This is a genomic window from Microcoleus sp. N9_A1 (genome assembly GCF_036701795.1).
Classification (GTDB): domain Bacteria; phylum Cyanobacteriota; class Cyanobacteriia; order Cyanobacteriales; family Microcoleaceae; genus Microcoleus.
Genome location: NZ_JAUBRI010000081.1, coordinates 1 through 25,233 on the forward strand (window position 1 = coordinate 1; position 25,233 = coordinate 25,233).

General features: G+C 46.2%; 28 protein-coding genes. 21 read left to right on the top strand and 7 right to left on the bottom strand.

The window, feature by feature from the left end:
* The first annotated feature begins 239 nt into the window (after positions 1-239).
* On the top strand, positions 240-368 hold the full coding sequence (locus tag QUA58_RS26615) for a hypothetical protein (RefSeq protein ID WP_333276803.1): 129 nt from the start codon (positions 240-242) through the stop codon (positions 366-368).
* Positions 369-392: 24 nt separating this feature from the next.
* Positions 393-1,424: a nucleotidyl transferase AbiEii/AbiGii toxin family protein gene (locus tag QUA58_RS26620; protein ID WP_333397000.1), complete on the top strand. Its 1,032-nt coding sequence runs from the start codon at positions 393-395 to the stop codon at positions 1,422-1,424.
* 140 nt (positions 1,425-1,564) lie between these two features.
* Here QUA58_RS26620 and QUA58_RS26625 read toward each other — a convergent pair whose 3' ends face one another.
* Positions 1,565-1,807, bottom strand: coding sequence for a hypothetical protein (locus QUA58_RS26625; RefSeq protein ID WP_106332617.1), 243 nt, complete (start codon positions 1,805-1,807; stop codon positions 1,565-1,567).
* 208 nt (positions 1,808-2,015) lie between these two features.
* On the opposite strand from QUA58_RS26625, the gene QUA58_RS26630 reads away from it, so the two are divergent.
* The 4 genes from QUA58_RS26630 to QUA58_RS26645 all read left to right on the top strand — a co-directional run bounded on the left by QUA58_RS26630 (position 2,016) and on the right by QUA58_RS26645 (position 4,393).
* Positions 2,016-2,402, top strand: a complete 387-nt coding sequence (locus QUA58_RS26630; protein WP_333256162.1) for a DUF433 domain-containing protein — start codon at positions 2,016-2,018, stop codon at positions 2,400-2,402.
* On the top strand, positions 2,399-2,701 hold the full coding sequence (locus QUA58_RS26635; protein ID WP_333397002.1) for a hypothetical protein: 303 nt from the start codon (positions 2,399-2,401) through the stop codon (positions 2,699-2,701). Before QUA58_RS26630 ends, QUA58_RS26635 begins: the two co-directional genes overlap by 4 nt.
* A gap of 80 nt (positions 2,702-2,781) precedes the next feature.
* Positions 2,782-2,955 (top strand): type II toxin-antitoxin system VapC family toxin, encoded by a 174-nt coding sequence (locus QUA58_RS26640; protein WP_333397004.1) that lies wholly within the window; start codon positions 2,782-2,784, stop codon positions 2,953-2,955.
* 466 nt (positions 2,956-3,421) lie between these two features.
* Positions 3,422-4,393: a transposase gene (locus QUA58_RS26645; RefSeq protein ID WP_333397005.1), complete on the top strand. Its 972-nt coding sequence runs from the start codon at positions 3,422-3,424 to the stop codon at positions 4,391-4,393.
* Positions 4,394-4,688: 295 nt separating this feature from the next.
* Here QUA58_RS26645 and QUA58_RS26650 read toward each other — a convergent pair whose 3' ends face one another.
* Positions 4,689-8,126 (bottom strand): DNA methyltransferase, encoded by a 3,438-nt coding sequence (locus tag QUA58_RS26650; protein WP_333397007.1) that lies wholly within the window; start codon positions 8,124-8,126, stop codon positions 4,689-4,691.
* Between the two features lie 213 nt (positions 8,127-8,339).
* Between QUA58_RS26650 and QUA58_RS26655 the strand changes: the two genes are divergently transcribed.
* From QUA58_RS26655 to QUA58_RS26670, 4 genes are all read left to right on the top strand, one after another.
* Positions 8,340-8,600 carry a type II toxin-antitoxin system HicB family antitoxin gene (locus QUA58_RS26655; protein WP_445301904.1) on the top strand — a complete coding sequence of 87 codons (261 nt, stop codon included), beginning with the start codon at positions 8,340-8,342 and terminating at the stop codon, positions 8,598-8,600.
* A complete protein-coding gene (locus QUA58_RS26660; protein ID WP_106148860.1) occupies positions 8,597-8,815 on the top strand; it encodes a type II toxin-antitoxin system HicA family toxin in 219 nt (72 codons plus the stop codon). Before QUA58_RS26655 ends, QUA58_RS26660 begins: the two co-directional genes overlap by 4 nt.
* A gap of 272 nt (positions 8,816-9,087) precedes the next feature.
* Complete coding sequence (locus QUA58_RS26665) at positions 9,088-9,492, top strand: RusA family crossover junction endodeoxyribonuclease (RefSeq protein WP_333397009.1); 405 nt, start codon at positions 9,088-9,090, stop codon at positions 9,490-9,492.
* A complete protein-coding gene (locus QUA58_RS26670) occupies positions 9,489-10,163 on the top strand; it encodes a hypothetical protein (RefSeq protein WP_333397011.1) in 675 nt (224 codons plus the stop codon). Before QUA58_RS26665 ends, QUA58_RS26670 begins: the two co-directional genes overlap by 4 nt.
* Positions 10,164-10,235: 72 nt before the next feature.
* Here QUA58_RS26670 and cphA read toward each other — a convergent pair whose 3' ends face one another.
* Together cphA and QUA58_RS26680 are read right to left on the bottom strand one after the other, a co-directional pair.
* The gene (gene cphA, locus QUA58_RS26675; protein WP_333256173.1) at positions 10,236-12,947 is read right to left on the bottom strand and encodes a cyanophycin synthetase; all 2,712 of its coding nucleotides are present in this window, start codon (positions 12,945-12,947) and stop codon (positions 10,236-10,238) included.
* Between the two features lie 342 nt (positions 12,948-13,289).
* Positions 13,290-14,183 carry a cyanophycinase gene (locus QUA58_RS26680; protein ID WP_333256175.1) on the bottom strand — a complete coding sequence of 298 codons (894 nt, stop codon included), beginning with the start codon at positions 14,181-14,183 and terminating at the stop codon, positions 13,290-13,292.
* On the opposite strand from QUA58_RS26680, the gene QUA58_RS26685 reads away from it, so the two are divergent.
* Positions 14,182-14,346, top strand: coding sequence for a hypothetical protein (locus tag QUA58_RS26685; protein ID WP_333256177.1), 165 nt, complete (start codon positions 14,182-14,184; stop codon positions 14,344-14,346). The genes QUA58_RS26680 and QUA58_RS26685 overlap by 2 nt on opposite strands.
* Before the next feature lie 169 nt (positions 14,347-14,515).
* On the top strand, positions 14,516-15,190 hold the full coding sequence (gene trmD / locus QUA58_RS26690; protein ID WP_333256179.1) for a tRNA (guanosine(37)-N1)-methyltransferase TrmD: 675 nt from the start codon (positions 14,516-14,518) through the stop codon (positions 15,188-15,190).
* 68 nt (positions 15,191-15,258) lie between these two features.
* Here the strand turns inward: trmD and QUA58_RS26695 are convergent, their stop codons facing one another.
* The gene (locus tag QUA58_RS26695; protein ID WP_333256183.1) at positions 15,259-15,732 is read right to left on the bottom strand and encodes a hypothetical protein; all 474 of its coding nucleotides are present in this window, start codon (positions 15,730-15,732) and stop codon (positions 15,259-15,261) included.
* 522 nt (positions 15,733-16,254) lie between these two features.
* Between QUA58_RS26695 and QUA58_RS26700 the strand changes: the two genes are divergently transcribed.
* The 6 genes from QUA58_RS26700 (at position 16,255) to larB (ending at position 21,455) form a co-directional block, all read left to right on the top strand.
* Positions 16,255-16,857 (top strand): DUF1517 domain-containing protein, encoded by a 603-nt coding sequence (locus QUA58_RS26700; protein ID WP_333397024.1) that lies wholly within the window; start codon positions 16,255-16,257, stop codon positions 16,855-16,857.
* A 140-nt stretch (positions 16,858-16,997) separates the two neighbouring features.
* Entirely contained in the window at positions 16,998-17,477 is a 480-nt protein-coding gene (ispF, locus tag QUA58_RS26705; RefSeq protein ID WP_333397012.1) for a 2-C-methyl-D-erythritol 2,4-cyclodiphosphate synthase, read from the top strand.
* 68 nt (positions 17,478-17,545) lie between these two features.
* Positions 17,546-18,094: a hypothetical protein gene (locus QUA58_RS26710; protein WP_333256188.1), complete on the top strand. Its 549-nt coding sequence runs from the start codon at positions 17,546-17,548 to the stop codon at positions 18,092-18,094.
* On the top strand, positions 18,072-18,644 hold the full coding sequence (locus QUA58_RS26715) for a PIN domain-containing protein (RefSeq protein WP_333397015.1): 573 nt from the start codon (positions 18,072-18,074) through the stop codon (positions 18,642-18,644). Before QUA58_RS26710 ends, QUA58_RS26715 begins: the two co-directional genes overlap by 23 nt.
* Before the next feature lie 128 nt (positions 18,645-18,772).
* On the top strand, positions 18,773-20,545 hold the full coding sequence (locus QUA58_RS26720) for an ABC transporter substrate-binding protein (RefSeq protein ID WP_333397017.1): 1,773 nt from the start codon (positions 18,773-18,775) through the stop codon (positions 20,543-20,545).
* A 124-nt stretch (positions 20,546-20,669) separates the two neighbouring features.
* Positions 20,670-21,455, top strand: coding sequence for a nickel pincer cofactor biosynthesis protein LarB (larB, locus tag QUA58_RS26725; RefSeq protein WP_333397019.1), 786 nt, complete (start codon positions 20,670-20,672; stop codon positions 21,453-21,455).
* Between the two features lie 369 nt (positions 21,456-21,824).
* Here larB and QUA58_RS26730 read toward each other — a convergent pair whose 3' ends face one another.
* Positions 21,825-22,436: a hypothetical protein gene (locus QUA58_RS26730; protein ID WP_333256199.1), complete on the bottom strand. Its 612-nt coding sequence runs from the start codon at positions 22,434-22,436 to the stop codon at positions 21,825-21,827.
* Between the two features lie 332 nt (positions 22,437-22,768).
* Between QUA58_RS26730 and QUA58_RS26735 the strand changes: the two genes are divergently transcribed.
* From QUA58_RS26735 to QUA58_RS26745, 3 genes are all read left to right on the top strand, one after another.
* Positions 22,769-22,981 carry a chlorophyll a/b-binding protein gene (locus tag QUA58_RS26735; protein ID WP_333256202.1) on the top strand — a complete coding sequence of 71 codons (213 nt, stop codon included), beginning with the start codon at positions 22,769-22,771 and terminating at the stop codon, positions 22,979-22,981.
* 143 nt (positions 22,982-23,124) lie between these two features.
* The gene (gene psbP, locus QUA58_RS26740) at positions 23,125-23,664 is read left to right on the top strand and encodes a photosystem II reaction center PsbP (RefSeq protein ID WP_333256204.1); all 540 of its coding nucleotides are present in this window, start codon (positions 23,125-23,127) and stop codon (positions 23,662-23,664) included.
* A 144-nt stretch (positions 23,665-23,808) separates the two neighbouring features.
* Positions 23,809-24,459: a nucleoside triphosphate pyrophosphatase gene (locus QUA58_RS26745; RefSeq protein ID WP_333256207.1), complete on the top strand. Its 651-nt coding sequence runs from the start codon at positions 23,809-23,811 to the stop codon at positions 24,457-24,459.
* Positions 24,460-24,786: 327 nt separating this feature from the next.
* On the opposite strand, the gene QUA58_RS26750 is transcribed toward QUA58_RS26745, so the two are convergent.
* Positions 24,787-25,065: a hypothetical protein gene (locus QUA58_RS26750; RefSeq protein ID WP_333256210.1), complete on the bottom strand. Its 279-nt coding sequence runs from the start codon at positions 25,063-25,065 to the stop codon at positions 24,787-24,789.
* Between the last annotated feature and the right edge of the window lie 168 nt (positions 25,066-25,233).

Sequence of the window (25,233 nt, forward strand, 5' to 3'; positions counted from 1 at the left end):
ACAACCGTGTCTGCGGTTCGACAGCCTGCGGTCTGCGGTTTGATAGCTTGTCTCTTTCAAGATACAAGGGGCGGGTTTAGCTAACAATCTATGATAAAAGCCAGTTTTTCAAGGCAAAAGCCGCCCTCTTTCTCCTTGAGTTAGTGACAGTTAGCATTCGCGGTTATGCGAGTCAGATTGAGCGTCGCGCAGGAGTTTAGAATCGTGAGCAAGCGATCGCAGATTTACATCAGCTTAGGGTGTTCGATCGTTCTGCGATTGGTCACTTTTATGCTGAAACGCGATCGGGCTATCTTCAAATGCGATCGTATATCCGAATGCTAGACTATTTGCGGTTGCTGGTATTGGAGTATTTGCAAATGAAATAGATCGGGAGTTTTTGGGGAAAAAATATGATGAACGATAAAACAGTAGCAACCCCATTTAAAATCCCCGCAGAACTGCCATTTCTTCAGGCTATATGCTGGCAAGTTGCTAATGTCCATAATCTTAGTTTCAAGGAAATGCTATGTCGCTACGAATCAGGCTGGCATTATTGGGGAGTATTGGGACAACCGGACTCTGAGGAACTGGCTTTTATTCAACAAATTAGCCAACACTCTCAATCTTGGCTGGTAGCAGAACTGGGAAGCATTAGTCAGTCCCCAAACCATGAAAAATCGGTAAATTCTAAACCAATGTTTGAACGCGAAATTCACCAAAAAATATTAACTGTACTCAGCCACTTGAATGTCGAGTTTTTACAGGAATGTCGCGCTTATTTTGGCAGCGGAACTCTGGTAAGTATGGAACATGGAGAATATCGGTTAAGTCAGGATATTGACTTTCTGTGTCCGATGGATGGTGGCTACAATCTCCTGCGCCGAAAAGTTGCGGCAGCAGGCTATGATGTGATTTTTGCTAATCGCGATGGTATTGTTTTACCGAACGAAATTCAATCAAACCAGTATGGTATTAGATTTCCAGTTATTGTTGATGGTACGATAATTAAATTCGAGATGGTTTGTGAAGGGCGAATTCAGTTTGATGAACCAAGTTATCCTAGTTGGTCGCCTGTTCCTTGCTTGAATCAAGTTGATAGTATAGCAGAAAAGCTGTTAGCAAATGCCGATCGATGGCCGATCGATCGCGTAAACTCTAGAGATTTAATCGATTTGGCAATCCAAAGGTTGGCAAGTGATCTTCCCCAAAAGGCGATCGACAAAGCTGAAGCAGCTTATCAAGTTATGGAACCGCTGAATCGAGCGATTGAGTATTTCCAAGACCGTCCCGATTATCGAGAAAAATGCTATGATATTTTAAGTATTGCAGAACCAGATCGAGTTATTGACGGTATCGATTTATTAGCTCAGGATTTAGGTAGAGAAATCACAGTTAGGACATTTAGCGAGACTATTTCCCCGTTCCCTGGCTCTTTGTTGTAAAGAAAGTTTCTAGTTTAACGAGCCGACTGGTGGCAAATTGTCGGGTGTCATCGTCTAAGATTTGAGCGGCACGAATGCTGATGGAAGGTTCGCCCCGAAATGCACTAATTAGAACACCTGAATCCAGATAGGTTAGTTTATCAGACACCGTGGCCACCTCGACGATCGGCAATTTCTTGCTCTAACTCCACTTCATTGAGGAGTTTCATACCGTTGGCTATCGCCCGTTGGCGAAGTTTCCACAGGGTTTGACCGAGTTGTGTTTTGGGGGTAAATTCAGGTGAAGATTTGAGCGCTAGAGTTTGGGTAAACTGAAGGACTTTTGCGCGATCGGCGGGGGCAAGTTCGCGCCAGTATTGTAGGAGGATTTCTTCGGGAGGCATGGAATTTTTGTGGGCGTAACTCTCTAATTTATTTTACTCTTTTACAATCGATCGGATCAATGCCATTGGCGATAAAAATCTAGTTTATTCCCAGAGTCTTTGAACAGCATAAGCATCAAACATTTCCTCGTGGCTGATTAAATAAATAGGCATCTTCTGTCCACTACGCTAAGATGAAGGCAGGTTTACATTGTCTTATGAGGTCGTTATGACCAGTTCGCTATCTTCTACAAGCATTTCTCGCTATGTCACCCGCAATCCTGAAGTTTTGCAGGGGGAACCGATTATTGCAGACACTCAAGTTACTGTACGGGATATTGTGGGGTTTTGGAAATCGGGAATAAAGCCTGAAGAAATCCCACAGAAGTTACTTCAACTCGTGACGGCTGCTCAAGTTTTTGATGCGATTAGTTTTTATCTGGATAATCAACTAGAAATTGACGATCGGATTGCTTGGTATGAGGCGCGTCCGATGTTGAATGTTTCACCTCTTTTGAGATGTAATCCGTTGCTGAATGAAGTCACGAAATATGTTGAAGTATATCGCCACGATCGAAATGCAGATATCGATTTTCCTGAGTCTGATACTTTATGACTCAATATATTCTCGATACCGACCATATCACACTGCTGCAACACTCTAATCCACTCATATTACAACGTTTTGAAACTCTCCATACCAGCGATGTTGCTATTACTGTCATCAATGTTGAGGAATTGATTCAGGGCTGGTTCAATGCAATTCGTCAAGCTTCACAACCCGGACAGAAGCAACGCTTAACTTGGGCTTATGTGGGTTTGAGATCGGCAGTTAAATTTCTCAACGATTTTCTCGTTCTGGATTTTACCAGAAAGAATTGGTTTAAAGCCTCTCCCTTAAAGGCGAGAAATTAAAAGAAAACTATTCATTACTCCAATCCTCTTCCTTCTAGGTAGAGGTCGCACTCATCTGTCAACTGTCAACTGTCAACTGAATGAACGAGTCAGCTTGCGAGCAATATTTGGCGCTGCGCCGTCAGGGAATACGAATTGGGACACAAGATTTGCGAATTGCGTCCATTGCTTTGGTTAATAACTCAATTTTAGTGACGCGAAATCGACAAGATTTTGCACAAGTCCCAGGACTGGTTTTGGAAGATTGGACATAACACAATACGGTTTACTTAAGAGGGCGGGTTTTGCCTTGATACAGTCGATTATTTCATAAATTTTGAGCTAAACCCGCCCCTTGTATCTTAAAAGAGTGAGTCAGTCGATCAAACCGTAGACCGCAGGCTATAGAACCGCAGACACGGTTGTAATCAAACCGCAGACACGGTTGTAACTGAATCCTAACACGAGTAAAGATAAAGAAACCATTAAAGTTTCTTGCCTATAGGTACAAATGACAGTAGAAAGTGTTGTGATCGGACATCAGAAATTGGTGAAGTTGGCCCGCCCCTTAGACTATCACAAGTCTGTTGTGTAGATAAGCTCCCATTACTGATGACAGGCGCATACAAAAAAACTGGACAGTATCTTAGGCGCTCGTTTTAACGGGACAGCCTGCATTTATAAGGTTAGTTAAATTGCCTGTCATGTTCTTTCATACAAACAGGGAGTTCGGAGCAAACAATGACACCCACATTTTTAGGCATAGATATCAGTAAAAAAGACTTTCACGTCGTTTTACTGAAAGAAGAGCGTGCCTCAAAACCCAAAAAGTTCACGAATAATACCGAAGGATTTGAGAGCTTGAATAATTGGCTCAAAAAACAAGGTGTGGAAGAACTTCATGCCTGCATGGAAGCCACGAGCATTTACGGAGATGCCCTAGCTGAATTTCTGTATGAAGCAGGCTACCGGGTAAGTGTGGTTAATCCGGCTCGGATTAAAGGGTTTGCTAAAAGCGAACTTTTGCGTACCAAAACTGACTCTGTAGATGCAGCATTGATTGCTCGTTTTTGTGCAGCAATTAAACCTTCATTTTGGAAGCCAACCCCGTTTGAAGTCAAGGAATTACAAGCTTTACTGCGACGACTAGAATCTTTGACTCAGATGTATCAACAGGAAGAGAATCGTTTGGAAACAGCTACGGAAACTGTAGCTCAACTTACGAGAGCTCATTTGGAATACATCAAAAAACAACAAGCAGAAATCAAAAAAATGATTAGCGATCATTTTGACCAACATCCGCATTTAAAACAGCAGCGCGAGCTGTTGACTTCGATTCCAGGTATTGGAGAACAGACGGCTGCTGTATTGTTAGCTGAAGTTGGTCGGATTGAAGATTATAAGAATGCTCGTCAACTGGCAGCTTATGCAGGTTTAACTCCCTGTGAGCGTAGCTCAGGAACTTCTGTACATGGCAAAACTCGTTTATCTTGTACGGGAAATGTCCGACTGCGAAAGGCATTATATATGCCTGCGGTGGTGGCGATGCGTTGTAATCCTTTCCTCAAAGCCATGACTGAGCGATTATTGGGTCGTGGAAAGGTCAAAATGCAGGTAATTGGTGCGCTTATGAGGAAGTTGGTGCATTTGGCTTTTGGGATTTTAAAGTCCCAAAAGCCTTTCGATCCAACTTATTTACTTGCTACCCCTTGACAGATCAAGACAGTATCTACCGCCTTATGGTTGACTTAAGAAATTCGTCAAAAAGCCTTAAGGTTTTGCCTTGATACAGTCGATTATTTCATAAATTTTGAGCTAAACCCGCCCCTACCGCCTTATGGTTGACTTAAGAAATTCGTCAAAAAGCCTTAAGGTTTTGCCTTGATACAGTCGATTATTTCATAAATTTTGAGCTAAACCCGCCCCTACCGCCTTATGGTTGACTTAAGAAATTCGTCAAAAAGCCTTAAGTAAACCGTATTGGGACATAACAATTGCCAAGCCAAGCTTATCCGGCATTTCCAACTTCTGCCAGATGCCAGAAAGTCACGCCACCTTCATCGTGACTGAGCAAAATTCCCAAATCTTCCAAGCTTTCCAAACAGTCGAGAATGACTTTTTGTTTGCGATTTGCTGCTTTGAAATGGGCGGTGACTTGGGCTGCTGTCCATTCGCCGCTTTGAGTGCGAAATAAGTCGCGGATGGCGGAAAGTTGCTCTTTGAGGGTTTTGGGAAAGGGTTGTTGTTCTGCGGGAATAATCGCGGTTTCGGTTTCGGTGGTGATACCTTCGAGAGTTGGTTGTACGTAGGTTTCGCCGGGAGATTGGTAGTCGGGACGCAGCCAGCGAATGTGTCCGTTGCGTTCTTCTTCGGCGCGTTGGGCGTTGAGGGTGACGAGGTTTTCGAGGATTTGGTCGTCGGTGAGGGTGGATTCCCAACCGTAGGCGGCAAATACGGCGCGATCGAGTTCGTCGTGGATTTGTTTGAGGGTGGAGACTAGGGCTTTTTGGTTGAAGGCTTTGTCTTTGTCGTTGAGGGGTTCGCCTTTGCGGAGTTTTTCGAGGAGGTTGTACATCCCGGTGATGGTGACTTCGGGGTGAGTGGCTTGGACTCGTTTGCGGTGGCTGTCGAGGCGTTCTCCGAGTTCGCGGATGGTTTGTTTTTGGGTGTCGGTTGGGGTGGGGAAGGGGAATGGGTCGAAGCAAACCGAGTTGTTGTACCGTGGTGTATTTCCACCTAAATCTCCACCTGCTGCTAATGCCCAAATGACATGAATTTTACTGGAAAGAACTCCCAAGAAATAAGCATCATCAAGGGCGATCATAATCACTTCACTTTCTGGAAAAATATCTCTATCTAAAAATGTAAAAAATCGGTGCTTTGTAGTTCTTGGTGTTGCAATGTAGCTTGCTAGTGAATTGATGGCAGGTCTAATTTTGGCTCGCGCCTCAGCAAAAATCCACCAATTATCTCGATATGCCTTTCTGTTATTCGTGATTCTATCGGGTTTTACCCTTTCAAGTATCCATTGATAAATGTTTTGATATTGAACTCTGACCTCTTGTTCTGTTATCCCAAATAGATCGATTATAAAAATATCAGATTTAGGTTGAATCAAATCTCTACCATTACGATAATGTTTAATAACTGATGGCAGACTTATTGAAGAATACCCCAGTAATTCTAGTTGTTTATGATTCACTATAAAACCTTGACTACCTAACATCATGCCTTTGGAAGATAAATTTTGATTAGCTCTAAGCTTCTGAGTGCTGATAACGTTAGCACCTGAATCTAAATTGCTGAGTATTTGCTCGACATGAATAAATTTAATACTCAGATTATCAGCTATGTCTTCAGGAATTCCTACTTCCGTTTCATTCAATACATATCCTATCTTGGCTGTGGCATGATTAAAAGTCTTAAGTTCAGCGGCTGTCATCGCAATTCGGACGGCTGCACCTTCCTGATCCCAAGGATGCTCTGCAATTGCAAAAAATAGGTTAAGTGGATTTTTATAAGCTTGTAAATGAACATCAATTATCTTTCTTTGCCAAACCTGTCGAATGCTATTGGTTGTAATCAAACCAAATCTTTTGATGTGTTCTTGGCGAACAAGACCAGCAGCTTTATGCCACCAATACATTACAAAATCCACAGTATCCGGCACATCTTTATAGACTTTTCGCAGCGCTTCTGCATATCCATCTCCCAATCGATCGCGCATTCTCGCATTCCCAATAAACGGCGGATTTGACACAATATAATCCGCCTCCGGCCACACCGCCGCCCTTGGATTTAAATACCGATAAATTGTTACTTGGTTTGTAGGATCGGGAATATCCTCCCCTGTCACCGGACTTTTCATCATCCGTCCCCCCCAGCGAGTTCTCACCTTCCCCGCCGCATCGACATCTGGTTCGATCGCATCATAGGCTAACACCGCATCCCGGCATTCAATATTGTTGTACTCGCGCAACACCGGTTCGATCGGCGGAATATCGCCAAACCGCCGAAAATGCCACTGCAAATAGCCAATCCAAATCACCAAATCTGCGATCGCCGCCGCCCTAGGATTGATCTCAATTCCCAAAAACTGACTCGGATTCACCTGATTAATATCCAACCGCAACTGCGCCGCGCCTGTAACATCCTCCAAACGCCGCAACACCTCCGACTCCAACCCCTTCAACAAATCCAACGTTACATACAAAAAATTCCCCGATCCGCACGCCGGATCGAGAATTTTCACCTGTTGTAACTCAGTCAAAAATGCCTCTAAAACTGCGATCGCCTTTTTCCTTTGATTTGCAGTCGGTTCCGCTTCCCCCGCGTTGAGCAACTGTTTAACCTCCGCTTGTACCGCAATCCAGCGATCGCCCAAAGGCTCCATCACCACCGGTTTTACCAACCGTTCCACATACGATCGCGGCGTATAATGCGCCCCCAACTTACTTCTTTCCCGCGTATCCAGCGCCCTCTCCAACAACGTCCCAAAAATCGCCGGTTCCACATTACACCAATCCCGCTTCGCCGCCTGCAACAACACCTGCAACTGAGCCTTTGTCAACGCAAACGCCCCAGAATCCGCAAACAATCCACCATTAAACCGCAACAACTTGCCATGAAAACCAAAACTCGTCCCCTCATTCATCGCTTCCCACAGCGCCTCTACCTCCGGTTTAAACATTTTCGGGTTAAGAATCCATCGCGTTTCTAGCGCCTTCGTAAACAGATGTTCCTTCAGCAACCCCACATCCTCAGCAAACATAGTAAAAATACAGCGCATCAAAAACTGCGCGACTTGCTGCGGATCGACATTCGCCTCCATTCCCTTCGCCAACTCTGCCAAATCTGCCGCCACTTCCCGCGTCACCCGCGCCGCAATCTTCTCCGGGTTGCGCTGCTGCGGATTGCTGAAAATATCGACAAATAAATCGAAAACATCCGCTTTTCGGAGTTCGGTTAACCCAATTTCTCGCCGCGCCCCATAGCCGCCATAGTCGCCGCTAAAGCCCATCCACAACTCAAAATGATCGCCAATATCGCAAGTTAACAAAAACGGCGGTTTGCTGCTGAGACTGCGCGTATAGGCAACTGCTTGCACAAAGGCTTTCTCCATTTCTCGCAAATAGGTATTAGTTCCTCGCTTTGCAGTTCCCTTTTTACCCGTGGTTCCACCCTGTTTTGCTTCTATTAAAAAATGCTCTGCTTTGTGAAAGTCGATAAACCCCGGAGTCACTTTGCCGCTGGGGTGAAAAATTTTGACATCTTTATCAAAGCAGTAGGGATCGTTGGGAATTCTGCCTTTATCGATCGGGCGATCGACTCCCAGCGCATCGGACATTTCCGCAAAAAATAGCTGGTAGTTTGCCCGTTCGTTACCGCTAGAACCGTCCCAGCGTGTGATGAATGTTTCGACTCTGGTGCGATCGGCTTCATTCATTTTTCAACCCTGCTGCTTGCTTTTTCCTTATTCTATAGTTAGATTGGTTCGTATTGGCGATCGATCTGGCGATTTTGCTTGATAGCAACCGCCGTGGCGGTTAGGACGCTTTACTATTGACATTTGCTATAATATGTTTGACGATATTCCTAGATACAGGCGGAGTCAAAAACCCGGATTCTGCCTTAAAGTCGATCGTTCACAACGAAGATTTTGCGTAGCAACCGGGTTTTTATAGCTTTAGTGCTTGAAAAATACCTCAATAAATATATGAAAATTAGAGCGATCGTACATCCTGCAGAAGAAGGTGGCTATTGGGCAGAAGTTCCAGGGCTTCCCGGCTGCATTACTGAAGGGGAGACGATAGAAGAAGTAATAATTAATTTAAAAGATGCGATTGAAGGTTGGCTAGAAGTTGCTAATAGTCGTGAAGCAATTGACTCCACAGATCGAGTTGTGGAAATTGCTGTATGAAATCTATTTCTGGCAAGCGACTTTGCAAAATAGTAGAGCATAAAGGTTGGGTTTTGAAAAGAGTTACCGGCAGTCATCATATCTATGAAAACCCGGAATTAGAACAAATTTTGTCAATTCCTGTTCACCGAAATCAAGATTTGAAAGTTGGAACCTTGAGAGCCTTAATGAAAATAGCTCAGCTATCTGAGGAAGATGTACAAAGTTTTTCTTAAGTATAAGCTATTCTGCATTTAAATTGCATATTCGACGCGGGCTCGCGTGCCCACCCCACTCATTGTTTGATTGATTCTTGAAACACAATTTAAATGCGGAACTGCTTAGCACAATACGGTTCACTTAATTCAACGTAGGGTGCGTCGCCAAAAACAACTCTCGCCCCACAACGCCAGATTAAACGAGCGACGCACCCTACAACTGGCACCGATTACTCAGTGGGCGGTAGTTAAAAGGTAAAATAATCCCCAATCTTCTATTTAGAAACACTTTGGCGAGATTTGAGTTCATAGTAGATGGCCCACCAGTATCACAACAAGCTCGTAGGCGAGCTCTTCTCAAAGCTTGGAAAATCACGGTGAGGCAAGAGGCTGAAAAATACTGGTCTTCGGAGCAGAAAACAGCTACTGGCCTAGTCAAGCTCCAGATAACTTATTTCTACGATTCTGTTAAAATCGATGTGGACAACATAGTAAAGCCAATTCAAGATGCAATTATCGGGCTAGCCTATGTCGATGACGATCAAGTAACTGATGTCCTAGCCCGCAAGAGGAATTTATCAGGTAACTTTAAAGTAGAAAATATGACCTTAATCCTAGCGGAAGGATTTGCCCGTGGCAATGAATTCTTGCACATTGTCGTAATTGATGCTCCTGATCAAGAGGTACTGACATGATGGCAACTTCAACTGCAAACATAGAAAGAGAGCGACTGTTAAAACTAGCAGAGGAGTATCGTGAGAAAGGTTATGAAATTTCATTTCATCCAAACTCTGAAGATTTACCGGACTTCCTTAAAAGCTATCGCCCGGATCTGATAGTGCGTCGGCGGGAAGAGTCAGTGGTTATTGCAGTCAAGTCACGCGCTTCACTCAACTCACCCTCTAGTACATATCTACGCAATTTAGCCCAAGCAGTAGCAGAAAATCCTGGTTGGAGGTTTGAGTTAGTGATGACTAACTCGGAGGATGCAGTCGAGCTTCCCAAAGCTGAGGATTCTTTTCAAGAGCATGAAATAGAGTTAGGTTTACAAGTTGCTAAGCAACTTGTCACACAACATTTAGAGTCAGCCATGCTATATTCTTGGTCTTTAGTTGAGGCAACTTTGAGGATTGTTGCCCAGAAAGAAGAGCTAAGTTTGCAAAGATTAGATCCGCTTTATTTAGTGAAACAACTGACGGTGGAGGGCGTGATTTCTAAATCTGAATATCAGTTATTAATGAATGCGCGTTCTTTGCATAACTCTATTGCTCATGGGTTTAAAACTACACAACTTACGCAAAATTCTGTGTGCGAACTGATTGAGGTTACAGAGAAAATATTGAAAGATAATACGGTGGTTCTCTAAAGCAAAAAGGTTGGGTTTCCTTTCGTTAACCCAACCTATTAATTCAATTAAACTTCAGAGTTTAGCCTTGATTTACACCGAAGTTTTCAAACTGTCTCGCGACTCGGAAACCCGATCGACAATAGCAGCATTTACCACAGATTCCTGAATCGGTTTCCGGGCTTCAATTAAAGCCAGAGCTTTCGTGACACCTTCAGGTAAAATCACCACCAAACTGCCTGCTGGCGCCTCGTCTAAAGCTTTGTTAACTGCCGTTGTTTCGTCCAGAATCAACTCGTATTCAACTTGAGATTTGTTTGCGGTTCCTGCAGAAATCGCCTCGGCAATCCCCTGGCAAATCAACTTAGCCACGACACCGGGTTCTCGGCCACGTCTGTCAATATCTTCTTTGACAATAATACGATCGAACATCTCGGCCGAAAGTTTGCCCAGCGTGACAAAATCTTCATCTCGTCTATCCCCGGGCGCACCCACTACCCCGATCCGCATTCCCGGCCAATTCAGCACGAAACTGCCCAAAGCTTTGTAGCTGTGGGGGTTGTGGGCGTAGTCCAGCAAAGCGTGATAGCTACCCAAATTAAACAAGTTCATGCGTCCGGGAGTTTGACCGACGGATGCTTGGAAGCTTGACAAAGCCGATCGAATATCCTCTATTTTCACTCCTTGGGCAAAAGCCGCCAAACAAGCCGCTAAAGCATTAGCAATCATAAACGGCGCGCGCGCGCCCATCGTCAGCGGCACATTCACAGCCTGCTCAATTCTCAGCGTCCAATCGCCTTTCAAAATCGACAAGTAGCCATTTTCGTAAATCGCAGACAGCCCGCCCGCAGCAGTATGTTTGGCAACCAGTTCGTTGTCCGGGTTCATCGAAAAATATGCAATTTGAGCCTTGACACGCTGCGCCATTTGTGCTACAAGCGGGTCGTCTGCATTCAAAACTGCATAGCCTTTGGGCATTACTGACTCGACGAGGACGCTCTTGAGCTTGGCTAGTTGTTCCACGGTTTCGATATCGCCGATGCCCAAGTGATCGGCTGCGACGTTCAAAACAACGCCCACATCGCACTGATCAAAGCCCAAGCCCGATCGCAAAATTCCACCTCTAGCCGTTTCCAGCACCGCCACTTCCACCGTCGGATCGGACAAAATCAACTGAGCGCTCTGCGGCCCGGTATTGTCTCCGCTTTCCACCAAATAATCGCCGATGTAAGTGCCGTCGGTAGTCGTGTAGCCAGTAATCTGACCGGTCTGCTTGACAATGTGAGCGAGTAGGCGAGTGGTTGTCGTTTTGCCATTGGTTCCCGTTACCGCTAAAATCGGCACCCGGCTGGGTTGAGGTGAGGGGAAGAGCATATCGAAGACCGCGCCGGCGACGTTGCGGGGTAAACCTTGACTCGGGGCGACGTGCATTCTGAAACCCGGTGCTGCGTTGACTTCGACGATGACGCCGTTGACATCGCGCAGGGGTTGGGAGATGTCGGGAGTTACTACGTCAATGCCGGCGATGTCCAAACCGATAATTTTGGCGACTCTGGAAAACAGCCAGACGTTTTCTGGGTGGATTTCGTCGGTGCGATCGACTGCAATTCCACCGGTACTCAAGTTTGCTGTCGCGCGCAAAAATACTCTTTCACCGGCGGGCACTACGGAGTCCATCGCGTATCCTTGTTTTTGCAGCAAATCCAGGCACAATTTATCGATCGTGATCCGGGTGAGCACGTTGTCGTGTCCGTCTCCTCGCTGCGGGTCGCGGTTTACTTCTTCAATAAGCTGTTCTACTGTAGACCTGCCGTTGCCTACGACGTTAGCGGGGACTCGTTCTGCAACTGCTATGACTTGCCCGTTGACTACCAATACTCTGTGGTCACGGCCGACGTAATAGCGCTCGACAATAACGTTTTTTGTTTTTGATGCCGCGCTGGCTAAGTCGTAGGCTTCTTCTGCTGCTTCCCAGGAATTGATGTCGATCGTAATGCCGCGGCCGTGGTTGCCGTCTAGGGGTTTGAGGACGATCGGATAACCGCCGACATCTTCGATCGCCCCGCGCAGTTCATCCAAATAATTAATCACCGTCCCTCTGGGAACCGGTACGCCGGCGCTGGCGAGGATATTTTTGGTACCTTCCTTGTCACAGGCAAGTTCTACTCCCAAAACTCCCGTGCGATTGCTCAGAGTTGCCTGAATCCGCTTCTGGTGAACCCCGTAGCCGAGTTGAATCATAAACCGGGCGCTCAAAGGTATCCAAGGAATGCCGCGCGCTTCTGCTTCCTTAATCAGTGTTTCCGTGCTCGGCCCGAGGGCTGCCGACAAAGCAAACTCCTTGAGGTCTCTCAAATCTTGGACTAATTCTGCTGCTGGATAAGTGCCAGTATCGGCAATCCTTTGGCACATCCGCACGCCCGCCCGGGCGGCATAGCGACCTGCTTGTTCGTTTTGATACTCAATTACTACTTGGTAAGTGCCTGGGGTCGCAGTCTCGCGGGTGCGACCGAACCCGACCGGCATTCCTGCCATTTCCTGAAGTTCTAGGGCGACGTGTTCGATTACGTGTCCCATCATTGTGCCTTCTCTGACACGTTGCAGAAAGCCTCCCTTATGGCCTGGAGAACAGTGATGGTTGTTCAAACTCGGAAGTGCGGCGATCAACCCTTCATAGAAGCCAGGAATTTCCGATGTGGTTTTATCTGCCCACTCCTCTAAATCCAGACGCATCAGGACGAGTTTCTGGCGTCGGATGCTCCAGTAGTTGGGGCCGCGTAAGGTCTGGATTTTAAGTATTTTCATGGCAGTTAGAGGGGTATGGGGCGCGAAATCTTATAGATAATTGGAGCATTTATTCAATTTCGATCTAGATTGCTCGATCGACTGTTCGCTGCGAACAGTTTGGGAGTGAATTTCCAGTTATGGGCTACCCCATTGAAAATTCATGCCCCAGCGATCGGCTAAAAACAAGTACAGGTACATGGCTAGCAAAAACTCAAAGCCCGAAGTTAGAATTTTCTGTGATTCTGCCTCCTAGGGTCAGCCAGTGGCTGGTTCGGAATGTATTCTATTGTTGTTTGTATCCATGATTCGGCCGGAATGCCGCCTAATTTCTGCCGAATCAATGACAAGAGATGTTCTACGTTAGTTGGCTGTGCGGCATTCGGGGGGCCAGCCAGACTCGGAACACGCTCCTGATGGCATTGGTTTGCCTAGGGGCATATTGTAGCAATCTCCGTGACACAGAACGTGCAAGCGCATATTGAACAGACTTAAGGGTTCTGTCGCTCCTACCATAGACTCATTGGTATAAAAATTTTCCCTAGAATCAACAATAGTCACAGTGCCTTTACCGAGAATTTTCATAGTATCGTCTCCCTCAAACAAGGCGCAGGTGTCTTCGTCAATACCAATAGCGAGGCGATCTGGATGGCAAGCCACAGCCGACAGCAAGCGAGCCATGCGGTTGCGGTTGTGAAAATGCTGATCGACGATGATCTCAGGAATAATGTTAAGTCCGTTTGCCATGTCTACTAAAGAGCGGTTTGGTGACGCCCCACTTCCACCGCCTGCAATCATGTGATATCCCATCACCGCAGCACCAGCGCTGGTGCCAGCGAGGGTAATCTTGCCTTCGAGAGTTTCTTTGCGAATTTTCTCCATCAGCGGGGTGTCCGCCAGGAGTCCACAGAGCCGCAGTTGGTCGCCGCCTGTAATGAATACGCCCGTACAGTCTTCTAAGTAATCTTTCCAGACGGGGTTTTCGCCTTGTTCGCGTTCGCGGATGTCCACTACTTTGACGGCACTAACGCCCATTTCGTCAAATATTGTGCGGTAGCGGTTGCTAATTCCTTCGGGATCTCGCGAAGCGCACGGAATGATCGCCAGCCGAGCGTTTGCACCCCCAGCACGGCAAAAAAAGGTGTTTAGAATCTCTCGCCCGTGAACTTTGTCTTCGGCTCCCCCGATGACCATAATCGAGGTTTTTGTGCGCTGGGGAATATTGTGTTCAAGGGCTTGAGATGTCAACTGCTGCATGGTGTGTCTTCCTCTGTTGGATGTGAAATTCAATTTTGCCGTTGCTGTGGGTACAATAGGGCTTTTTAAGAATAAATTTTTGTTTGTGCGAGTCAGGTGCGATCGCCGATCGCACTATCCCGCAGTTGTTTGGCGGCGAGTTTGCTTGCAGTCGCTGTCATGAAAAACAGATTATTTTTTTACAAAACCGGCCCGCCGACACAGGAAGAGAATTTAACTTGCCAAAATTTTCAGAAATTATAAGAAATTATAAAGAATAAAGCAATTACTGAAAACTGAACTCCCTCTAAAGGTCAAACTAGAGGTGATGTATCAATGAAATTCCAATAATTGTGCGATTTGACGTTGTTACCCTATTTCCAGAATTTTTCCGGGCTCCCCTGGAGTCAGGACTGATGGGCAAAGCCTTAGCTAAAAAGATTGCTGAGGTGAATTTTGTCAATCCCCGCGATTTTACCACAGACAAACACCAGCGAGTCGATGATGAGCCTTACGGGGGCGGAGTGGGGATGCTGATGAAACCGGAACCGATTTTTGCTGCGGTGGAGTCGCTGCCGGTTTTGCCAAGGCGAGAGGTGATTTTGCTGACTCCCCAGGGGGAACCGATGCAGCAGGCGATGTTTCGGGAGTTGGCGGCCGATCGCGATCAGTTGGTGTTGATTTGTGGCCATTATGAGGGTGTGGACGATCGAGTGCTGCATTTGGTCACTCGCGAGGTGTCTTTGGGGGATTTTGTACTCACGGGGGGCGAAATTCCGGCTTTAGCTTTGATAAATGGGGTTTTGCGATTGTTGCGGGGAACTGTAGCGAAGGAAGATTCTCTAAAGTTTGAGAGTTTTGAAGACGGGCTTTTGGATTATCCGCAGTACACTAGGCCGGCGGATTTTCGGGGTTTGAAAGTGCCCGACGTGTTGCTGTCTGGTAATCACGCCCAAATTGCTCGCTGGCGCAAGGAACAGCAAATTGAAAGAACTCGCCAAAGGCGACCGGATTTGCTAGCGGATTAATTAAGTGTTAGGTGTTGACAGTCTTGGTTTAGCAATGTATTTTTGGTAGACAAAATTATGCTAAAAAATCAACTTTTGTGCTGTTGGGCGATCGTCTTTTTGCTCGCCGCTGAAGTTACTGTCAATTTAACTCCTGCCAGCGGCGGCAAATGGTTACATATTAACCGGGAAGCTTTGGCCCGAAGCACTGGCCGAAGTAGTGGCGGGCGATCGTCTTCTTCCAGTTCCAGTTCCAGTTCCAGCCGCTCTAGCAGTACCTCGCCTAGCCGTTCTAGTTCTTCTAGTTCTTCTAGTTCTTCTAGTTCTTCTAGAAACAGCTCGTCTGGCACTTCTTCTAGTTCCATTCCCAGCCGTCCCAGCAACAGCGGAAACACTGGGGGAAGAGTTCGCAGTGGCTCTTTTGAAAAGCCGGCTTCACCTGCACCTGTCGTCGCACCTAAAACTCGGATTCCCCGATATGAGGGAAAGAATAAAGCTGTAATTATACCGCGGCGCACCGATAAGACCGATAAGTTAGTACCACGTTCTTCATTGCCTTCCAATCCCGGTAAGAGTCAGCCAAAGATCCGTTATAATCCACAGCCCGCCAGAATTTTACCACGAGTTACCCTAAAAATAATTGGCCTCCCCCTAGGAATTGGCCATCTTTAGAGACTCCCGGTAAGCGTCAGCCAAATATCTGTTATGAGCAACAGCCTGCCGTTAATCCAGCACCAATTACCACTAAAAATAATTCTGGCAACGATACGACTTCGCCATCTTCAGACACTCCCGGTAAGCGTCAGCCAAATATCCGTTATGAGCAACAGCCTGCCGTTAATCCAGCACCAATTACCACTAAAAATAATTCTGGCAACGATACGACTTCGCCATCTTCAGACAATCCCGATAACAGTCAGCCAAATATCCGTTATGAGCAACAGCCTGCCGTTAATCCAGCACCAATTACCACTGAAAATAATTCTGGCAACGATACGACTTCGCCATCTTTATCTCAGGATGGGAGATGGTTTTGGTTTTGGCTGTTTGTTTCGGGAGCGGGTGTAGCGTTAATAGCTTACTGTATTTACTATTATCGACCAAAGTCTGGGGATAAACTTAAAGTCGGCCTTTTTGCTGTCAGCAAGTTACAAGTCGCAATGTTAGCCGAAGCTCGCGAAGTTCAAATTCAGCTAACTGAATTGGCGTTAAAGTTCAACGTAGAAAGTGCGACAGCCAGGGCAGAGTTTTTGCAAGAAGCTGTTTTGAGTGTTTTGCGAGCGCCCGAAAGTTGGACTCACTTTTCTGTAGATTCCCAAACAGTTGTGAGTCGGGAGGAAGCGGCGCAAATATTCAATCAAATCTCGATTCAAGAACGCAGCAAGTTAAGTGTAGAAACTCTGAGTATCGTTAACGGCGACATCCGCCAAGAGTCTGTCAGTGATGGCAATCGAGAGCCTGGAGAGTATATTGTAGTGACGTTTTTGATTGGCACCGACGATACTAAATCCCTGTTTGGAGACATTCGCGATGTTGGGGAATTGAAAGCAGCATTAGAGCGAGCGGCGGCGACTCCTGCTGAGAGTTTGCTGGTTTTTGAGTTGATTTGGAGTCCGCAGCAGGAAAGCGATAGTTTGACTGGCGATGATTTGTTGGGTTCCTATGCGGATTTGATTCGGGTTGGTTGATGGCTGATGGCTGAGGGCGATCGTTTGAGCTTGGCAATTATCTGTGTTATCCCGTAGGAATCGCCCAAAAAACTCAATTATCCTCAGACAAAATATGAAATAATTGTCTACTGTCTGCTTTTCTCAAAAATCTACTTTACATGAACATCCGCATCGGCAACGGCTACGACATTCACTGCTTAGTTCCCGAACGCCCCCTCATCCTCGGCGGCGTGCACATTCCCCACGAATTAGGCTTATTAGGACACAGCGACGCAGACGTGCTTACCCACGCGATTATGGACGCGATGCTGGGAGCTCTCAGCTTAGGAGATATCGGTCTTTATTTCCCGCCACCTGACCCGAAATGGAAAGGTGCTGATAGTCTCGTATTGCTCGCACAAGTCAATCAGTTAATATTAGATAAAGGCTGGGAAATCGGCAATATTGATTCGGTGGTTGTTGCTGAACGTCCAAAGCTGAAACCGCATATTGAGCAAATGCGCGATCGACTTTCTGGTGTTCTACAATTAAAACCTGACCAAATTGGCATCAAAGCTACTACTAACGAAAAGTTAGGCCCCGTGGGGAGAGAGGAAGGAATCGCAGCCTATGCTGTAGTTTTGCTGGGCAAAAAATAGAACTCTATCATCTAAAATTGACTGTGGAGTCAATTGTTTAATCCAAAATCGCTAGGAAGCCTGAAATCATGGACACTGACACCTGGGAGTTACAATTTCCTGTAGACGCGGATGTGATCGCGTTGGATAAAGACGATCGCATAGTCGTGCTAATCGAGGTTAAAATCATTCAAGCTGAAGAACCAGCGGCGAAACAGAAAATTGTCGATCGCGCGATCGACTGGATCAAAGCTGTATTAGCTAAAATGTCTGAAAAAAACGCGATCGTTCCCTATGCTATGTTTATTGACACCGAACAAATTCTGATTTTCAAATGGGATGGTGTGAATTTATCCGAGCCTGTTTGCACTCTCAATACTGGTGAAATATGTCGCTATTATATGCCGACATTTGGCAGTACATGGATCTTTGAACGTACGATCAAGGGGCTGATTGAATCGTGGATGCATGACTTAGACTATAACTGGAAATCAGAAATTCCGCCAGCGTCAGAACAAATAGCAGCCATCGGTTTGCCGCCATTACTCGCAGGTGGAACAACAAAATCAGGAGTGGAATTAGGTGGCAATTATATATATCGAGACCAACTTTCTGATGAGTATTGCTACAGGGCGTGAGGCTGAAGCAATTATGTTACTGCGAGATTTGTCCTCATCAGTTCAGTTAGTCATACCCAGCATTTGTTATATGGACGCTTGGTCAGCTTTCGAGGACGAGTTGAAGCGACAAAACTCTTTTAAGGAACAGCTAAGTCGCCCAATTAGCGAAACAAAGCGAGATGTGACATCTGAACACGCCACATCTCTGTCTTTTTACCTAGAAGAGTCATTAGTTTACTATCTCAAACGAATAGATGAAATTGAATTGCGGCTGCGTGAAGCAATTTCTCTGATGTCAGAAAATGCAGAAAAGATTGTATTAAATTCAGAGATTATTCAAGCAACTTTAAACACACCTATCATCGAAAAAGACCCAACAGACAATTTGATTCTACATTGTATCCTCAGTCATGCCCGATCGCATTCTACAGAAACCAAAGTATTGCTCAGCGGTAACGTCAAAGAATTTGGTCTACCGGAAGTTCAAGATGTTTTGCGAGAAGCCGGGATTACAAAATATTTCTCTGTCACTAAAAACTTTCTGGGTTGGCTACAATCTCAGTCATAATCGCACGCAGGTGGTACAGTTGACAGTTGACAGTTGACAGTTGACAGTTGACAGCGCTGTTTTTATGAGGGATTTGGGCGCTGTCCCTATAAGCCTTGATGCGAAACCATATTTTTTGGTAAATTATTATGAAAATTTTCCCTATTTTACATTCAAAGCGCCGCTGGTTGGCTGTTTTGCTAGCTCTAATTGCCACTATCAGTCTGTCTGCGTGCACTCCCGTGCGATCGCAATTAACCAACAGGCTCATCGTTCCCACCCCCAGCGGCCCGGCCACCTTCAACTACCCGCTAAATCAATCTGGATATAGCGTTTTTGGCTATATGTACGAGGGATTGATCAACGAAAACGGCTTGACATCGCAGCTAGAACCCGGTTTAGCAGAGTCCTGGGAAGTTTCTAAAGATGGCAAAAAGATTGTCTTCGCCCTGCGAGAGGGATTGAAATGGTCTGACGGCGAACCGATGACTACTGATGACATTATCTTCAGCTATGAAAAGATTTATTTCAATGACAAAATTCCTAGCGGTTTGAAAGATATTCTGAGGGTTGGCATCAGTGGCGAATTTCCAAAAGTCAAAAAACTCGACAGTCGCCGCGTAGAATTTTCCGTTGCAGAACCCTTTGCTCCTTTTATTAGATATGCTGGGGGAATCCCGATTTTACCAGCTCATATTTTACAGGAAGCTGTCGAAAATACAGATGCAGACGGCAATCTTAAATTCCTGACTACTTGGGGCACGGATACTGACCCTAAAAAAATTGTCGGCAACGGTCAATACCGAATGCTGAGTTCTACCCCCAATCAGCGCGTTGTTTTGGAACGAAATCCGTATTTTTGGCGCAAAGATGCTGAGGGAAATCCTCAACCTTACATCCAGCAAATTGTTTGGCAAATTATCGAAAATACTGACAATCAACTGCTGAATTTTCGCTCGGGGGATTTGGATACTCTGGACGTGGAGCCGGAAGTGTTTCCGCTGCTGAAACGGGAGGAAAAACGCGGCAAATATACGGTCTTCAACGGCGGCCCGGATACTGGCAGCGTGTTTATGTGTTTCAATCTGAATAAGGGGCGCAATGCTCAAAATCAGCCGTTTGTAGACCCGGTTAAGTCTCGGTGGTTCGCGAGTAAGGAATTTCGGCAGGCGATCGCCTACGGCATCAACCGATCCGCCATGACTAACAATATCTATCGCGGACTTGGCGCACCGCTGCATTCTCCAATTCCGGCCCAAAGTCCGTTCTACCTGTCCCCAGAAGAGGGATTGAAAACTTACAGTTACGATCGGCAAAAATCGAAAGAGTTACTGTTAAGTGCTGGTTTCAAGTATAATAGTAACGGCGAATTGTTGGATGCTGAAGGCAACAAAGTGCGATTTACTTTGTTGATAGCTACGGGTAAAAAAGTGCGGGAACAAATGGCAACGCAAATTAAGCAAGATTTGGGCAAACTAGGGATGCAAGTTGATACGCAGTTCCTGAGTTTTAACACTTATTTGGAAAAGCTGCGCCTGACGCGGAATTGGGATACTTACTTGGGCGCTTTTACGGGAGGTACTGAACCCCACAGCGGCTACAATATTTGGTCGGTCAACGGGACTTCGCACGCTTTCAACCAGGGCCCGCAAGCCGGAGAACCGCCGATTAAGGGTTGGGAAGTGTACGACTGGGAACAGAAAATCGATGACCTTTATGTGAAGGCTTCCCAAGAGCTTGATGAGGCGAAGCGCAAGGAGCTTTATGCCGAGACGCAGCGGATTACAGCGGAACAAGTGCCTTTTATTTACATGGTGAATCCGCTGACTTTTAAGGCGGTGCGCGATCGCATTTCGGGAATTCGCTACAGTGCCCTCGGCGGTGCTTTCTGGAATTTGTACGAGCTAAAAATAGCAGAATAGTCAGTTGTTAGTTGTTATTGGTTATTTATTAGTTGTTATTGGTTATTTGTTACTAATGACAACTGACAACTAACAACTGACAACTAACAACTGACAACTAACAACTGACAACTGACTAATATTTATGGAACCTAAAATTTTACAAAAGTTACTCGAATCTGTGGCTGCAGGCTATGTTAGCCCGATCGCAGCTTTGGATAAATTAAAGCATTTTGACTTTGAACAAGTCGGTGATTTTGCCAAAATTGACCACCACCGTACTTTAAGAACAGGTTTTCCTGAAGTAATTTGGGGCCCGGGGAAAACGCCCGACCAAATTGTTGAGATTATAGAGGCGATGCGCGGGCGAAATTCTGCGGTGATGGCGACGCGAATCGAACCGGAAGTTTTCGAGCAATTGCAACAAAAAATACCCGATTTGTGCTATCACCAAAAGGCTCGAATTTGTGCAATTTCTCCCAATTCCCCCAGTCCGCAGCATCCGGGTACTGTGACTATTATCAGTGCGGGAACGGCGGATTTGCCTGTAGCGGAAGAGGCGGCAGTTACTGCGGAACTTTGCGGTTTTAAGGTGCGGCGTTTGTGGGATGTCGGAGTTGCCGGCATTCACCGCTTACTGAGTAACCGGCACGTCATTGCCGATGCTGATGTGTTGATTGCGGTTGCGGGTATGGAAGGTGCTTTGGCGAGTGTGGTGGCGGGTTTGGCCGATTGTCCGGTGATTGCTGTGCCGACAAGTGTGGGTTATGGCGCAAGTTTTGGCGGGATTGCTCCTCTTTTAACAATGCTCAATTCTTGTGCGGCTGGTGTGGGTGTGGTGAATATTGATAATGGGTTTGGGGCGGCGATTTTGGCTTGTCAAATTCTGAGAACTGCTGGCAGAGTGGAGAGAAGAGGAGAGGGGGAATAGTTACAAACCCCCTCGATCAGATAAAACTAAGGCTAACTGTCACAGGACGATCGATTTTTAGGCTGCATCTTGCACCATTCTCAAGAACAGGCAAGATGCCTGTTCCACAAAGAGTGAGTTTTCTTGTGGGGTGGCCCGAAGAGCCCGCCCGTAAAAAACCTAATTGAAAATGGTGCAACATCTCAGGTGCGTCAGACTCCGTTATTGAAAGATTATTGAAGATTTCCGGTAGTAGAGCACCTTACTATATATGCCAGTGGCGTCCAGGACTGCCAGACTCGGCGGTTGAAACCCGGTCTCAACTTGCCTCTCGTTCCAACAGAGGGCGACTAAAAAATACAGGAGGTATTATTAAAGCCGGGTTTGATATTACTTGTTGCCTAGCCAAATTGGATAAGCAGAAGAATCCTCAGCTTTCAACTTTTGCGCCTGATAACTCTTGCTAGTCCAACCAGCTACTGTTTCCAGGGTTTCTGTCAAACAACTTTCGCTGCCAAACGCTTCAAATCCCAAAGTCCACCACGCGCTGCCGTTAATGTTCAACTGAGTAAGTTCCACGCTGCAACCTTGGGGAATTGGGGCTTCCACAGGCACAGACATCAGGGAACCAGGGGTCGAAACTTGATAAAGACGCTGCGCTCGCTTTTTCTTGACTCCCACCCACTTTCCTGTCGCCAAAATATCCGCCGATATCGGTGCGATGGTGTCGGCACAAACCCACTTGAGCCACTTCTCGGCCTTACCTTCCCAGCGGTTGCCGAACTGCATCGCCCCCAACTCTCCCTGACGCCACTTTACCTCCAAGGTTTTCCCGCGCAGCTTCACTCCCAAGTAGTCGCAGTTAGGTACTAGCAAATATATGTCTTCCCGCTCTTCTGGAGGCGAAAGATACCCGCCGAGACTGTCGCTTCCAAACCATTGATTGATCGATTTTGGCAACGCACCGCTATAAAACCACCGCATTTCCAGACTGGCCCGCATAAATTTTTCCTCCGTTCCACAATTTCCGTCAAACCCAGACTGGATTTGCCATACACCATCGACTTTTGTGCCTCTCCACTCTATCCTCCCCCCTCCGGGGCCCAGAGTCTACCCACAGTCATACCATTTTAGATTTTAGATTTTAGATTTTAGATTTTAGATTTGGGAAAGACTGACTATATAAGGGTTTAGAGCTTGCCTACAGTTGTATTTTTTTTTAAACTGGTGTCAGATCGAGGTCTTTAAAAAAAAATTCTCACAATCCTTTACATATCTTCATAAGTCTGTTACATTTATTTACAGTACACTAAAAACCATTTAGGAAAAAAAAGATGAGTAACAGAGGCTTAATGCTGGACGACCAAGGCAAAATGAACAATTTTGCGATCGAGCCGACAGTATACATCGATGACCAAGCCCGCACCGGCTTCACTCCCTACGCAGAACGCTTAAACGGCCGCCTTGCCATGATTGGCTTTGTTTCTCTCTTGGCTTTAGAAGTTTCGACCAAGCACGGGCTGATTAGCTGGCTGACTCACCTGTAATGATTTTGTTAACAATTAAACTATATGGCTATGGATCGCGGGCGGTACACAAACGGCGATCCATAGCTTAACTATTTTGAGGGGCAAGGTTTGGTGAGACAATTAAAATTAAATATTTTTGTTTTACCCTACCCGTAAAAAGAATGCTCAAACGAATTGCGGCAATACTTCTGGTGGTTCTAAGCCTCAGTTTGACAGGTTGTGTGTCTAAAGTCACCGGACTCAAAAGCTACGTTGATACTGGCGACGGCTATCAGTTTCTCTATCCTAACGGCTGGCTGCCGATCGCAGTTTCTAATGGGCCCGATGTGGTGTTCCGCGATTTGATCCAGCAAACCGAGAATGTCAGCGTGGTAATCAGTTCAGTCGCCAAGGACAAAACTCTGGCGGATTTGGGAACGCCGACGGATGTGGGATACAAGCTCAGCAAAAGTGCGATAGCCCCGAGTGATTCGGGCCGCGAAGCTGAATTAGTCAGTGCAGAAGCTCGCGAATCGCGATCGAAAAGCTATTACATTTTAGAATACGCCGTTAAGTTGCCAAACCAAGAACGGCACAACTTAGCGAGTGTAGCCATCAGCCGCGGCAAACTTTTTACGCTTAACGTTTCAACTACCGAAGAACGCTGGCCGAAGGTAAAAGAAGCTTTTGAGAAAGTCGTTAAATCTTTCTCTGTTTATTAGATTAAAAAGTAGTTGGGAATGGGGAATAGGGCGCAGGGCATTGGGCATGGGAATAGTTTAGTTTATTTTTCTTCTTCCTTCTTCCTTCTTCCTTCTTCCTTCTTCCCTCTTCCTTCTTCCTTCTTCCTTCTTCCTTTTTAACTTATGAAAAATCCAACTTTTGTGTTAGCCTCAGCTTCTCCGGCGCGCCGCAGCCTGCTAGAAAATGCCGGCATTCAAGCTGTGATTTGCCCCAGCGACTTTGATGAAGGGCAAATACAAATGAGGGATGCCACTAAGTTAGTGCAGGTTTTAGCCGAGGGAAAAGCTGAGGCTGTAGCTAAATTCTTGCTGGCTAATTCTCACCCGCAAATCCCTAATCCCAAATCGTGTTTGGTGTTGGGATGCGATTCAATTTTGGTCATTGATGGGGAAATTCACGGCAAACCGAAGGATGCCCAAGAAGCAATCTCGCGCTGGCAGAAAATGCGCGGTAAGGTGGGCGAATTATATACGGGTCATGCTTTAATTGATACGAGATTCGATGACTTTGATCAGGCTAGGTCGCGATCGATCGTTCGCTATCAAGTTACAAAAGTTCATTTTGCGGAAGTTACCTCGCGCCAAATTGCGGCCTACGTCGCTACGGGAGAACCCCTCGCCTGTGCAGGCTGTTTTGCACTCGAAGGTAAAGGCGGCTTTTTTGTCGAACAAATCGAAGGATGTCACACAAATGTGATCGGTTTGAGTTTGCCTCTGCTGCGGCAAATGCTGGGCGAAATGGGATATGATGTGGCGGATTTTTGGCAATTTTAATGTTTGTTAAATTCAGGTCAGGAATCGGGAGGCAGAGCCTCGCTGATATGCCTTCCCAGGCAGAGCCTGGGAACGAGGATTGATAGCCTTGGTGTTGTGGGATGGGCGTCCCGCCCGTCCGTGTTCTGCTTCTTAGAAATGAGAATTAAATAACTTACAATGCGTGATGGTTCTTGTGGGATGGGCGTCCCGCCCGTCCAGAAATGGCGGGCGGGACACCCCACTTTCCTTGTGTAAATTATTTAGTTCGCGATCCTTAGCAGCAATATGTACCGATTTGAGTTAACCTAGGGCGATCGCCCCGTCAGACACAGAGCTAAACTGAATTTAACTCGGCGAAACATCCTTCACTAAACCCAAGATATTGCCGATAGTAGCTTCGCGAATCACCGTCGCTTTAATGTCGAAAAATCTAAACTCAAGAGTTTGAGGCTGTCCCGGAGGAGTAGGCCCGTTGCTATCGTAACTTCTCGCATCGCCAATTGTTGCAAACCTTTCGCTCAAAACAATATCGTTTCGCGTTAGTCCTCCCGCCAATCCAATGACATCACCTTGAGTCGGATTGTAATCGTGAATAAAATCTGCTGGCACTTCTTCTGTACTCAAAGGAAAAGTCCCAATTGGATGGGCTTGATCTGAACAAAATTCGGTAGTGCCCTGAAGGAAAGGATGGAGTAAAATTAAGCTACTATTAAAAAGAAGTGTTTGCCATTAGTGATATGACAGTAGAAATTAATTCTTGCCTCAATTGTGGCTCAGAAGAAGTTAGTCGTA

Bases quoted from the DNA above. Each gene is read 5' to 3' on its own strand.
- QUA58_RS26660 (WP_106148860.1), top strand. From the start codon at position 8,597: ATGAAATCTATTTCTGGCAAGCGACTTTGCAAAATAGTAGAGCATAAA.
- QUA58_RS26630 (WP_333256162.1), top strand. From the start codon at position 2,016: ATGACCAGTTCGCTATCTTCTACAAGCATTTCTCGCTATGTCACCCGC.
- QUA58_RS26645 (WP_333397005.1), top strand. From the start codon at position 3,422: ATGACACCCACATTTTTAGGCATAGATATCAGTAAAAAAGACTTTCAC.
- QUA58_RS26685 (WP_333256177.1), top strand. From the start codon at position 14,182: ATGGTGTGTCTTCCTCTGTTGGATGTGAAATTCAATTTTGCCGTTGCT.
- QUA58_RS26680 (WP_333256175.1), bottom strand. From the start codon at position 14,183: ATGCAGCAGTTGACATCTCAAGCCCTTGAACACAATATTCCCCAGCGC.
- QUA58_RS26620 (WP_333397000.1), top strand. From the start codon at position 393: ATGATGAACGATAAAACAGTAGCAACCCCATTTAAAATCCCCGCAGAA.
- QUA58_RS26635 (WP_333397002.1), top strand. From the start codon at position 2,399: ATGACTCAATATATTCTCGATACCGACCATATCACACTGCTGCAACAC.
- QUA58_RS26735 (WP_333256202.1), top strand. From the start codon at position 22,769: ATGAGTAACAGAGGCTTAATGCTGGACGACCAAGGCAAAATGAACAAT.
- QUA58_RS26670 (WP_333397011.1), top strand. From the start codon at position 9,489: ATGATGGCAACTTCAACTGCAAACATAGAAAGAGAGCGACTGTTAAAA.
- QUA58_RS26650 (WP_333397007.1), bottom strand. From the start codon at position 8,126: ATGAATGAAGCCGATCGCACCAGAGTCGAAACATTCATCACACGCTGG.
- larB (WP_333397019.1), top strand. From the start codon at position 20,670: ATGGAACCTAAAATTTTACAAAAGTTACTCGAATCTGTGGCTGCAGGC.
- QUA58_RS26640 (WP_333397004.1), top strand. From the start codon at position 2,782: ATGAACGAGTCAGCTTGCGAGCAATATTTGGCGCTGCGCCGTCAGGGA.
- QUA58_RS26715 (WP_333397015.1), top strand. From the start codon at position 18,072: ATGAGTATTGCTACAGGGCGTGAGGCTGAAGCAATTATGTTACTGCGA.
- QUA58_RS26730 (WP_333256199.1), bottom strand. From the start codon at position 22,436: ATGCGGGCCAGTCTGGAAATGCGGTGGTTTTATAGCGGTGCGTTGCCA.
- QUA58_RS26745 (WP_333256207.1), top strand. From the start codon at position 23,809: ATGAAAAATCCAACTTTTGTGTTAGCCTCAGCTTCTCCGGCGCGCCGC.
- QUA58_RS26625 (WP_106332617.1), bottom strand. From the start codon at position 1,807: ATGCCTCCCGAAGAAATCCTCCTACAATACTGGCGCGAACTTGCCCCC.
- QUA58_RS26710 (WP_333256188.1), top strand. From the start codon at position 17,546: ATGGACACTGACACCTGGGAGTTACAATTTCCTGTAGACGCGGATGTG.
- psbP (WP_333256204.1), top strand. From the start codon at position 23,125: ATGCTCAAACGAATTGCGGCAATACTTCTGGTGGTTCTAAGCCTCAGT.
- ispF (WP_333397012.1), top strand. From the start codon at position 16,998: ATGAACATCCGCATCGGCAACGGCTACGACATTCACTGCTTAGTTCCC.
- QUA58_RS26720 (WP_333397017.1), top strand. From the start codon at position 18,773: ATGAAAATTTTCCCTATTTTACATTCAAAGCGCCGCTGGTTGGCTGTT.
- cphA (WP_333256173.1), bottom strand. From the start codon at position 12,947: ATGAAAATACTTAAAATCCAGACCTTACGCGGCCCCAACTACTGGAGC.